The organism is Sporomusaceae bacterium (genome assembly GCA_031460455.1).
GTDB lineage: Bacteria > Bacillota > Negativicutes > Sporomusales > UBA7701 > Anaeroselena.
Genome location: JAVKTQ010000028.1, coordinates 1 through 11,505, shown reverse-complemented (window position 1 = coordinate 11,505; position 11,505 = coordinate 1). Strand labels below are relative to the sequence as shown.

The 11,505-nt window shown below is 56.3% G+C and carries 9 protein-coding genes and 3 pseudogenes; 1 reads left to right on the top strand and 11 read right to left on the bottom strand.

The genetic code is table 11. The features are described from left to right. Positions 1-117 precede the first annotated feature (117 nt). From RIN56_20235 to RIN56_20200, 8 genes are all read right to left on the bottom strand, one after another. Positions 118-690 carry a hypothetical protein gene (locus RIN56_20235; protein ID MDR7869123.1) on the bottom strand — a complete coding sequence of 191 codons (573 nt, stop codon included), beginning with the start codon at positions 688-690 and terminating at the stop codon, positions 118-120. Between the two features lie 164 nt (positions 691-854). Next, positions 855-1,040, bottom strand: coding sequence for a twin-arginine translocase TatA/TatE family subunit (locus tag RIN56_20230; protein ID MDR7869122.1), 186 nt, complete (start codon positions 1,038-1,040; stop codon positions 855-857). 173 nt (positions 1,041-1,213) lie between these two features. Next, positions 1,214-1,864 carry a response regulator transcription factor gene (locus tag RIN56_20225; protein ID MDR7869121.1) on the bottom strand — a complete coding sequence of 217 codons (651 nt, stop codon included), beginning with the start codon at positions 1,862-1,864 and terminating at the stop codon, positions 1,214-1,216. Further along, entirely contained in the window at positions 1,851-3,269 is a 1,419-nt protein-coding gene (locus RIN56_20220) for a HAMP domain-containing protein (protein MDR7869120.1), read from the bottom strand. The genes RIN56_20225 and RIN56_20220 overlap by 14 nt, the downstream gene beginning before the upstream one ends. Beyond that, a complete protein-coding gene (phnD, locus tag RIN56_20215) occupies positions 3,266-4,186 on the bottom strand; it encodes a phosphate/phosphite/phosphonate ABC transporter substrate-binding protein (GenBank protein ID MDR7869119.1) in 921 nt (306 codons plus the stop codon). The genes RIN56_20220 and phnD overlap by 4 nt, the downstream gene beginning before the upstream one ends. Positions 4,187-4,301: 115 nt before the next feature. Next, positions 4,302-7,535 (bottom strand): molybdopterin-dependent oxidoreductase, encoded by a 3,234-nt coding sequence (locus RIN56_20210; protein MDR7869118.1) that lies wholly within the window; start codon positions 7,533-7,535, stop codon positions 4,302-4,304. Positions 7,536-7,553: 18 nt separating this feature from the next. Continuing rightward, the gene (nrfD, locus tag RIN56_20205) at positions 7,554-8,582 is read right to left on the bottom strand and encodes an NrfD/PsrC family molybdoenzyme membrane anchor subunit (protein MDR7869117.1); all 1,029 of its coding nucleotides are present in this window, start codon (positions 8,580-8,582) and stop codon (positions 7,554-7,556) included. 13 nt (positions 8,583-8,595) lie between these two features. Next, a complete protein-coding gene (locus RIN56_20200; protein MDR7869116.1) occupies positions 8,596-9,303 on the bottom strand; it encodes a 4Fe-4S dicluster domain-containing protein in 708 nt (235 codons plus the stop codon). Positions 9,304-9,661: 358 nt separating this feature from the next. Here RIN56_20200 and RIN56_20195 point away from each other — a divergent pair, with 358 nt between their 5' ends. After that, positions 9,662-10,321, top strand: coding sequence for a site-specific integrase (locus RIN56_20195; protein MDR7869115.1), 660 nt, complete (start codon positions 9,662-9,664; stop codon positions 10,319-10,321). Here RIN56_20195 and RIN56_20190 read toward each other — a convergent pair. The 3 pseudogenes from RIN56_20190 to tnpA form a co-directional block, all read right to left on the bottom strand. Further along, positions 10,248-10,400, bottom strand: a pseudogene (locus RIN56_20190) (transposase). The gene RIN56_20195 and the pseudogene RIN56_20190 overlap by 74 nt on opposite strands. A 60-nt stretch (positions 10,401-10,460) precedes the next feature. Continuing rightward, positions 10,461-10,797: pseudogene (locus RIN56_20185) on the bottom strand (transposase). Between the two features lie 71 nt (positions 10,798-10,868). Further along, positions 10,869-11,075: pseudogene (tnpA, locus tag RIN56_20180) on the bottom strand (IS200/IS605 family transposase). Positions 11,076-11,505 lie beyond the last annotated feature (430 nt).

Below are 11,505 nucleotides of genomic sequence, written 5' to 3'. Positions count from 1 at the left end.
CCGAAATGTTTTCCCATGAAAGAGCCTCCTGTCGTAGTCATCCTACAACAGGAGGCTCTTTTGCTCAATGTCCATTTTTCGGGGTTCAGTCCATACGGCAGTCTTCTCATTTCCTACTTATCCGGTCGCAAACAATAAGTGTCGGTCTTCGAGAAACCGCACAGCCAGCCTCTCGTCCGGGAACAAAGGAATGTACTCGTCACCGTCGATCCAGGCGCACCACTCTCTATTGGGCAACTCCGCGATGCGATAGGCATCTTCCAGCCTGCCGAAACCTTGGCGCACATATCGGGACTGAGCTGCGCTGCGGCCCCACTTGGGGGTAGCGGTCTTTTTTTTTCCATGGCAGATTGCCGAGAAAGGAATTATCATCTCTCTGGTGGTTAGGAAATCGACGTAAGCCCGCAGTCGTCTGGTTTGGGTCGTCGCATACAGGCACATAGGCAACTCTCTCACCAATCCGTCCATTACCGCCAGCGCGTTCTTCAACAACATCAGCGACCCCGAGTTTTGTTTGCAAGAAACGCGAATTGTCTTCATCCACACTGGAAATCTATCGTAGCATAATGTATAGCCCAGCTCTGTCAAGCTCTCGCTGACGTAATCGACGTGATTTTGCAGTTCGGCTTTGATGCTAACACTATAAACGCTTGAGCCGGTCGTTCTTTCATTCTCAAGCAACACTTTCACTATGTCGGGTCGGCCAGGACAGCCGGCGCGGAAGTTAGACGATGCGAGAAGAAAACAGGACTGTCGAAAAACGTCTTGCCCAACTCATCGAACCGGTATTGCTTGTATTTGATCACATTCAACCGCCCACCCCGTTTCAATGGTCGTTATAGCTTCCTAATTCGTCACGGCTTTCTTTCACTGCTGGCGGCGATCTGCTGAGGTTCTTTTTCCTGACCGGACATTGCGGTTTTAAATTCGCCTATACCCTTGCCTATCGCCCTGCCGATCTCGGGCAGTTTACCCGGTCCGAACACGACCAGCGCGATAACCAGTATCAGGATTAGCTCCGACATGCCGAGGTTAAACATGCTTCTTTACCTCCTTAAGCTGCTGTTCGCAATAAGTCTGCAAAGCCTTTCATAATAATTATTACGCATGTTCGCTACAGATTCTATCAGTGTTTTCCCTGCATTTATGTCAGGGAAATCCCCGACACCGTCACCTCCAGAGCATGAGCCGGAAAAAAGGAAAAGCTTGATTGCTATTTAGCAACCAAGCCCTGCTCAATCGCGTATTTTACCAGATCGGCCCGCTTTTTCGTGTTCAGCTTGTCCATGATCCGGTATTTATATGTTTCGACGGTACGGGTGCTCACTACCAGTTGCTCGGCGATCTCGGCGTTGGAATGCCCCATGGCGATAAGGCTCAGAACGCGCTTTTCCTGTTCACTTAGCGGCTTTGTGTCGGCTATGGACGGTCTGTCGCGCCGCTGCTTCAGCTCGCACACCAGCGATTGGGCCATGCTGTTCTGGACGAACACCTCTCCGGCCCGGACCTTCCTGATGGCCTCGTACAGGACATCGTCCGCCGCCTTCTTCAGGACGTACCCGGAGGCGCCGGCGGCGAAACCTTCCTTGAGGTAGCGGATATCCTCATGCATGGTGAGCAGGATGACCTTCACATCCGCATCGATTTCCCGGATTCTCTTCATGCACTCCAGGCCGTTCATTTCCGGCATCGATACGTCGAGCAAAACAATGTCCGGTTTTAGATTTTCGATCAGCTTGAGCGCCTCGGCGCCGTCGGCCGCCTCGCCGACGACCGAGATATCGGGTTGGTTAGTCAGCATAAGCTTGAGACCCGAACGCATCAGCGTATGGTCATCGGCGATTACAACCTTAACTTCTCCCATCAAGCTCACCTCCGGCCAGCGGTATCCGAACATATATGGTCGTTCCGTGTCCCGCGGAAGACTCGATCGTAAACGTCCCGCCAACGAGCGACGCCCGTTCGCGCATGCCGTGCAAACCCAACTTATTGCTTTCAGTGTTGCTCATTATCTCTTCGACATCGAAGCCTTTGCCGTCATCCTCGACGATTGCTTCGAGACCTTTGTCATCGCGGGTGACGATTACGCTAACGTTCTCCGCCTGCGCGTATTTGGCGATGTTGTTGAGCGCCTCCTGCACAATCCGGTAGACAGTCACCTCAATCGCGTGGGGCACCCGACTGCCCGAGCCCCAACTGACGTGCAGGTCGACGTCCAGTCCATGGGCGGCCTGGAAGTCAGCCACATATTTCTCCAGCGCCGGGATGAGGCCCATATCGTCTAAGATGCTCGGCCTCAGCTCAACTGCCAGGCGGTGAATCTCCCCGAGGGTGGTTTTCACCACCGCCCGCATATCCTCCACGCGGCACTCCTGCGCGGCGGACGGACAGTTCTCCGCCAGGCTCTTAAGCCCGATCATCAGCGAAGAGAGCGTCTGCCCCGTTTCGTCGTGCAGTTCGCGGGCGATGCGCTTGCGCTCCTCTTCCTGGGCGACGATGACCTTCTGCAGCAGATGGGTCCGGGCCTCCTCCTTCTGCTTTAGCTCCGTCATCAAGCGGTGCAGATAGTCGGCCATAACGTTGAAGGCGCTGGCCAAACGGCCCATTTCGTCGTTGGATTTTACGTAGGCCCGTTGGGTAAAATCACCCGCCGTGATCGCTCCGGTAACCCTGGCGAGCTCCCTGATCGGTTTTGTTAGTCTGCCGGTGAGGAAAACCGTCAGGATAAGACCGATGAATATCGCCACCAGTGTATCGAAGAGCAACTGGCGGGTGGTGTCGCTCAATATCGCGCGCAGGCTGCCGTCGCCCAGGCCGACATGCACGACCCCCAACCGGCCGTCGAAGATCGGCACCGCGATATCCCGGATAACCCCTTCCTCGGTGACCAGCTCGGCAATATTGTATTTCGCCTGCGGCGCCAGTGGATTTGCGGCGAGGAGATCGCCCGGGAAGCCTTCCGGGAAGGAGTGGGCGAGCAGTTCGCCGTCGTTGCTTACCACGAAGGCGTACTTGACGTCGTCATTCGTTTGCTGAATATCCTTCACAAGCTCGTGGAGGTCGTAGTAGTTATGCACGAGAATCAGGTTAGGCGCGCGGGCTGCCAGCATATTGGCGATCGAAATCCCCCTCTTTGCCTGTTGCTCGGTGAAGAGGTTGTTCATGATAACCCGTGTCTGGATGATGATCGCCGTGCCCAGCATCAGCAGCACGACCATCAGCAGCGCCATGATCTTCAGCGTAAAACTCTGCCGGCCGATTTTTATCATAGCTTCTCCTTGGTCGCGCGCCACAAGGTTTTAAGCTCGGCGTAGTATTCGTCGTCGGCCATGACGAATTTATCGTAGGACAAAGCCTTGAGCGCCTTGCGGCCTTTCTCGTCCCCGTGCATCGCCAGCAGCACGTCACGGAGCCGCTGCTTCAACCCCGCGTCGATGGCGGGGTTTACCACCACCGGCGGATTTCCCACCCGCAAGGACTTATCGATTATATAGACCCGTTTGCCGAGGTCCGGCTCCATTTCCGCCGCCCGGTCGAAGATCATGCTGTCCACGGCGGCCGCGTCGGCGATCCCGTCGGCCACCGCCCGGATTGCGTTATCGTGGCTATAGGTGTAGAAGGTCCGGCTGAAGAACCGGTCGCTGTCCACGCCGTGTGAGGTCAGCATATGCACCGGGGCGATGCGGCCGGAGAACGACATCGGGTCGGTGAAGGCGAAGGATCGGCCGCGAAGGTCGAGAATCGACTTCGCCTCCCGGTTGCGGGCAATTATATACGACTGATAGCGCGTATCGCCCTTCACTACCGGCAAAGCCAAAAGCTCCATGCCGAAAGTATCGCTGCCGGCGACATAGCCGCCGCTGCAGACGAAGGCGACGTCGGCCCCGCCGCTCTGCACAAGATCGTTCACCTCTTTATAGGTCTTCCGCTGCAGCAGCACCACCGGGTGACCGAGTTTGTCCTCCATGTATTCGACGGCCGGCTGATAAACGGTTAGCGTCTCCTTAGGGGACAGGATGGACGACACCGCCACCCTGAGCGGCACCTTGCCGGCGCTTTTATCTTTGACCGCCGTGGTCGCGTCCGTCTTGTGCAGGCTGACCGTCTTCGCCGGCCCCGGCGAGCAGCCGTTCAGGGCCAGCGCCACTATTAGCAACGTTGCCGCGATAAACAACCTTTTAGCCATATTAGCCTCCCATGACCTGTTAAGTCCATTATCGCAAATGCAACGCCCGCGGACAACAGAAAATCTTTCCCTAGCGCAGGCAGGAAAGGGAGGCGGATGTCCGCCTCCCCCTTGCTTATGCCTTTACAAGTTTGACTTTGGTGTCGTAGAAGACGATGCTGCCGCCGACCACGTCCTGCAAGCCTGTATTCTTGAGCACCGGATCGACCCGCATGGCCACGTTGGCGTGGATGCCCGTACCACGGCCGGGATCTCCCTTGATGGTCTTGCCGTCGATGGTGAAATCCCTGGCCCCGTAGGCGAAGTGGCCGTGCCCGAGCGAGAAGCCGACAACGCCGGGGCGGACGCCTTCGGTGACCTGGATCTTGCCGATCAGCGGCTTGTTGCCGAGCGGCCCCAGTTTCCAATTGCCGTCCGGGCAGGACGCTGACGTGATTTTGACCCGGTCGCCGTCGCGCAGGCCGAGTCGGCTTGCGTCCACTGGGTTGACGATGATGCCGTTTTCCAGCTCCAGGGCCATGAGCCACGGGCTGGCGGCTGTCCTCGATTTTGTGTGCTGGATGTGTTTGTAGGTGATCATCGTCAGGTCGTAGCCGTCTTTTTCGTCGGTGATCGGCTTGCCCGTGCAGTCCTGAACCTCGCCGATATAAGTCGGCAGACCGACGTAGTTCTTGCCGGTCATGGCGTTCTTGGTCGCGGCCGTTTTCTCGACATACATGTTGACCATGACGCCGTACTTATTCTTCACTTTATCGCCGTCCCAGGCGGAAGCGTAGTCCTCAAACCGACCGCCGCGGTTGAGCACGTAAATGACCTTGCGCCAGTGCGCGTCGCCGCCGCAAGCCGCCTTCCAGCGGTCGGGGTCGAACACCGTTTTCGGTAGATGCTTGCGGGCCTCCAGGAAGACCCTCACCTCTTCGTCGTCGGCGTCCGGCACCTTGCCGTCGGTAGCGATATTGGCGACCTGCTTCAGATAGAGGTGGTCGAAGTGGGTGAATGGCACGTTGTTGCCGAAGCCGTTGGGGCCGAAGCCGGGCAGGTTCATCTTTTCGGCCAGGCCGAGCAGGAAAGACTCGAAGCCGAGCGGCATCTCCTCGCCGAACACCTTAACCGTTTCGGTCAACGGCTTGGCGGCTGGCTGGCGGACAGGCGAATTCTTGTACGGGATGCTGGGGTGAGAACCGTGCATCTCCCACCTTTCCAGGTAAGTGAGGTCGGGGATGACGTAATCCGCGTACACCGAAGTCTCGCCGACGGTGGTGTCGAAGGTGACAAACAGCGGCAGTTTGTTGACATCGAGCAGCGTGTCGACGACCGCCTGGGCGGCCGGCAGTGAGTACACAGGCGAGCCCATGTACAGGAACAGCGATTTGACCTGGTACGGGTACATATCCATGGCCGACGGGATGACTTCCTGGTAGATGTCGCTTATAAGCGGGAACCAGGGGCGTTTTGCCGGATAACCGTTGAAGATGGTGCTGTCCTCGTACTTGAAGCTGGTGCGGATGATACTGCTGCCGAAGGGAGAGATCTTCTTGGGGTGCTTCGATACGGCGAACGCCTGGCCCGGTTTGGTGCCCGCATGGGCGTACTCGGCCTTGGCGATGAAGCCGCCCCGCCAGTCGTAGTTGCCGTTCAGCAGGTTGAGCGTATTCCAGGTGAGGACGTTGTAGAAGCCGGCGGTATGCTGGGACACGCCGCGGTGGATATCGACAACGCCCTTTTTGCCGTGGCTGGTGAATTCCTTGGCCAGCTCCGCGATATCGCTGGCTTTCACCCCGGCTTCCTTGGCCCACTCCTCGATGGTGCGCGCCTTGGCTTCCTCGTAGACGAGCTGCAGCACCGATTTTACCTTGATGCCGTTGATTTCGGTATCCACCAGCAGGTCGCCGGTAACGGCCTCCTTCTCGGTGTTCGGGTCGACCTCGACCGGCTGGCCGTCCTTGACGACGACGAACTTCTCGTTCACGTACGACTTGCCGTCCTTGGTCGTGGCCATCTCTTTTTCGAAGCCGAGTTCGTGGGAACGGGCGAAAACGGTGGGCTTGCCGCCCACAATCTTGATCAGCCAGGTGGCGTTCGACCAGGTGGGCTCGCCCGCCGCCTTGGAGGCGGCCTTGTTGGCGCAGGCCAGGTATTTGGCGTCATAGCGTTTATTCTCGATGATCCAGCGGATCATGCCCATTGCGACGGCGGTATCCTTGCCCGGCGCCGCCGGCACCCATTTCCAGGCATGGGTCGCGGCCTTGGTGAAGCGCGGGTCGAGCACGGCGTACTTCATGCGGCCGGACGAAATGCCTTCAGTGATGCGCTGCACGCGCACCGGCGGTCCATAGTTGGCCTCGAAGATGTTGGCGCCGACGAAGATGACGAATTCGGCTTTCTCCAGTTCGGCCTGCCAATAGAACTTCTTGCCGTCCATCCAGGACATGGCGTTCTTCTTGGCGTCGTACTTCCACTGCTCACTCATCGCCTTACCGGAGAAGTACAGCGAACCCTGGCAGACGGTCGTGTGGCCGTGGGCGTTCACCGACCCGAAGGAATCGAGGCAGAAACGCTTCAGGATGTCGCCGCGGCCATCCTTGAGGCGACCCCACCAGAAGACGAACTGGTTGTTCTTCGGCCCCAGGTCGGGGTGCTCGGGGTCGATCATCGCGCTCAGGTTATCTTTGAACTTAGCCTGGAACTCTTTGACAAGCGCCTGTTTCTTGGTTTTGTCCTTTTCGCCGAGAATCTTGGCCACATGGTCGGCCATATCCTTGGCCAGCTTGGGATCGCGGACGGCCCACAGGTTGTTCATTCCCTCAACAACTCGGTTCTCCTCGCCGGGAACGTTGGCGAACAGCTTGCCGCCGTCGGCAATCTCCTTGATAGCCTGCTCGAAGGGGATACTGACCCACTTATTCTCGCCCCGTTTGCCGGCCCGCTTCAGAACCTTGCGGATTCGGTAGGGGTCGTAGTAAATCTGAACGCCGGCCTGCCCCTTGGGGCAGATGCCCGCGTCGACCTTCTCCGCGCCGCGGATTTTCGTCGCGTAGCCCAGGTGAGGGTTCAGCCCCGATGGTGTATAGGGATTGCCGTCGATCTTGAGCGGCATGCCCTCCATCACCTTAACCTTGATGGCGCAGCCGGTGTTACAGTTCAGGCAGGAAGAGTAGATGGCATTTTCCGCCCGGTTGAGGATATATTCGTCTTCCGGCGTGAGCATGCCGGCCTGTACGCGTTCGAAGGCGCCCATCAGGTCGCTGCTCGAAGCCAGGAGAGCAGAACAGCCAATAGCCGTACCGGCGATGAACTGCCGGCGGCTGGCCTTGGTATCGAGAATCTTTTCGACGAAATTCTTATCCATGTCTTATCCCGCCTCCCTTCACGCCTGCTTAGTCGCAAGCAGTTTATTGGCTAAAAAGTCGGCCGCCCAGATGGCCCCGGCTAAAAAGCCGACCGCCACAACCCACTCCACCGCGGACGGAGTATACGACAGTGACAGGCGAGTGGCCTGGAAGGCGTTCGCCAAGCCTGGCATCGGTTCGGCGGTGAACCCGGAGCTGACGAAAGCATACTTGTTGCAGGCCAGGCCGAGAAGCGCCAAAACACCGGGCAGTATAGCGCCGGAGTTCCTCATGAGCATGATGACGGGAACGACCACTCCCAGGACGACAAAGCCCCAGAAAGGAACTGAACTCAGCAGAGCCGCCTGTCCGGCGAACGCATGGACAAGCTCGATCGCGGCGACGGTGACGAGCGAATACATAAGTATCTTCTTGACCGCATAGCCTTCCTCGGCGAAGGTCTTCTCGCTGCTCATCTGGCCTACCGTGAAAACGGCGGCGCTGCCGGCGGCCACCGCGGACGCCAGGAATGAAACCGGCGTCAGCAAGGAATTCCACGCAGACCGGGCTACCATGCCGCCGAAGAACAGCCCCTCGGCCACTACGAACCCGACTGCTGCGAGACCGGCCAGATACATGAAGGCTTTTTTCGCCTGGGTGAAGAGGTAGCCGCCCAGGCAGATAAAGAAGGCCATATAAAGCCATGACGCCCAGGCCAGCTTGGAGCTGAAGGCCGGACTGAAAAAGATCAGGAAACCTTTCATCGGCTTGCCGAGATCGGTGCCGATGAACGCCAGGCCGAAGGCCAGGAAGGCACCGGCGGCGATCAGGCTAATAGTGGTAAGCCGTTTCGGTTCACCGCCCTGCGACCAGGCGACATATATCCCGGTCCAGGCAGCTCCGGCTGCCGCGGCGACCATCAGTACATAGAGACCGACCCAGAGGCCCCAGGGGGTGTATGAGCCGTAGTTGGTCACACTCTCGCCCCAGATAAAGATTTTGCCCAGTGCAGCGACCGCACCGGCAACGAACAATACAAGCAGAACCGCTTTAGCCGTTTTACCCATGCTACTGCACCTCCTATATATAGTAGACCCGCGGGTCGGTGCCCGCTTCTTCTTTGATGCGGTAAACCTTGCCGGCACCCATGACCTTCTTGATGAGCGACTGTTCGTCGTTAAGGTCGCCGAAGAAGGTAGCCCGGCCGATACAGGTCGACACGCAGATCGGCAGCAGTCCCTTTTGCAGACGGCTTGTGCAGAAATGGCACTTACGGGCGCTTCCTATGACGCTGGCATGCTTGCTGTCCCGGCGCCATTGCTTGCCGTACTCGAAGAAACCTGCCTTCTCGTACTCCTGCAGGGCGGGTTGATTCTCGGTGTAGTAGTCGCCGGCGTCGAAAGTCCGGGCGCCATAAGGGCAATTGGCGATACACGAACGACAGCCGATGCACTTCTCGTAATCGATGGAAACGATGCCATCCGCCTCTTTCTTAGTGGCCCCAACCGGGCAGACAGGCACACAGGAGGGGTTCTCGCACTGATAGCAGGGACGGGGCAGGAACTGGCGCTTGACGTCGGGAAACTTGCCGCTCACCTTGTCGATGACGGGCCGGTATACCACCCCCGGGGGCAGTTTATACTCGGCGACGCAGCCGATGGTGCAGGCGTGGCAGCCCACGCATTTGCGGGTGTCGATGAGCATTCCCCAGCGGCGTTTCTCGGGCGGTTTCTGCATAGCCTTGGCCAGATCCCGCTGCATGGTGAGCAAGATGTCTTCTCTCTCCACAACGCTCCTCCTTTGCTCATTTCTCCTTCGCCAAATACGGGCAGGCGCTTGTACGCAGCGCCCCATCGGCTGCCGGTCGGCAGCTCGGAGAAATATTTATATTGTCGTACAATTCAATTATCCCGCTGTTCGCGTTATGGCGGTATCAGTAAAAACCATACACTTTTGTCCGTGAAAACACGGACAGAGTTTGGTGCGGGTTCTAGATACTTCTATGTGAACTAAACAATCTATACTTAATTGTTTAATGTAGCCGGCGATTTCCGCTCCTGGATAGCTGCATCCAGTGGATTAATCGCCTAAAATATGGTATAATATTGAACAAAAGATGTTGTATTTTGTTCAAGGAGGAAATATATTGCTACCGGTTGTTCATAGCCCCCGCGAAATCGCGCGTGCGCTTTCCCGCAAAGTTCCTAAGTACATTACTCTCGACGAATCGCGAGCATTACTCAGCGACCGCCTTAAGGATGAAAATTATGTTTCATGGTTCCTATGTCTTATGCTTCTTAGAACCGGAGCACGCGTCAGCGAGTTGCTGGCCGTTCGCCTTGGCGACGTTGATTATAACAACCAAACGATTCGCATTGTCACTGAGAAGCGTCAGTCACACGAGCGTTTCGTGCCCGTACAGGCAGACATTCTAGCTGCAGTCGGCGAATGGATCACCATCCAGGCTCAGTCTGGGCGCACTATCGCCCGCAAGGACAGGCTTTTCAACTTCGGCCGCATTATGGCGTTTCTGAGGGTACGCGATGCTTTTCAGTTAGCAGGAATCGAGAAAGTCGATGACAAGGGGAAATCGAACGCGCACCCGCATAGTCTCAGGCATACGTACTCCATCATTAACCTCGCGCAGGGGGTGCCTATCATCACGGTGTCCGAGTGGCTCTTGAGCTATCCCCCAAAAGTAGGTCCACTTTCAATGAGAAAAATTGACCCCTTTAAATGGCTCCAGACCTTGCGCCGGCTGCGAATTCAGCCGGCGTTTTGTATGTTAGTCCGCTATGCGGTCTGAACTCGTTATAATCTTTTCGCCACTTTTCGATCTTCTGTTTCGCATCCTCCAGGGACATAAACCAGTGGATATTCAGGCAGGCCTGCTCATCCTTTTTCGGTTTTCGCCTGTAGAGGGAACGGTTTATCTTCAGCACTCTGCAGGATCGGCGCTCGCTTACAGCATAAGTCCGCCCGAGATACTTAACCGCGTCTTTTTGGGCAGCAGGCTTTAGAACTTTTTTGACAATACATCTTGCAGCATGATTTTATCCAGACTCAGGTCAGCAACCAACTGCTTGAGCTTCCGGTTTTCCTCTTCGAGCTGTTTCAGCCGCTTGATATCGCTGGGGAGCATGCCGCCAAATTTACTCTTCCAGCGGTAAAAGGTCTGCTCCGATACGCCAACTTTCCGGCAGACTCGTCAACGGGTGTCCCCAGTTCCACCTGCTTGAGCACAAAAGCGATCTGCTCATCCGTAAATTTTGCCTTTTTCATGCTTGTCCACCCCTTCTTCATATTAGCATTTTTCTCATTTGGAGTGGGCTACCTTTTTAGGGTGAAGGTCAAGGAGGTATGCTTACTAGCACATGGATGTGGTCCGGGCATGCATTGACTTCGAGAATTTCTACTCCTTTATACTCACATAGTTTTCTGAGTATCACCCCTATATCCGCTTAATTTCGCCGTAGATGACCTGCCTTCTGTATTTTGGAGTGAAAACTATGTTGGTATTTACAGCGCCATTTGCTGTGGGATAGACTTTGGGTATCCATTTTGGATGCGCCTCCTTTGTTATTTATGCGGTCGGCAAACCTGCATATATTTTAACAAAGGAGGCTTTTCTTTCCTCCGTATAGCTATAAGCTTTTTGATACCACCTGCTTAGCAGGTGGTTGCCGCTTACGCAAAGGCATTTCGCCAGCGCATCGTCGCTGGCGAAATGCCTTTGCGTAAAATCTCAATGGCGGTAATCTCGCGAAGATTTATACAAAATCCCTTAGGCCTGTGTTCAATAATGTCCCAGGTGCGACTCTTGAGTATGAAGATTGTCCTTGATCTTTAAATTTTCATAACTTCAAGGGTGGTAGAAACCGTAAATTCTGCCTCAGTAGCGGCCCTGACCTCCTCGACGGTGACGCCGGGGGCGGTCTCGGTCAGCACCAGGCCCCGCTTGTCGCGGATGAAAACAGCCAGATTGGTCAC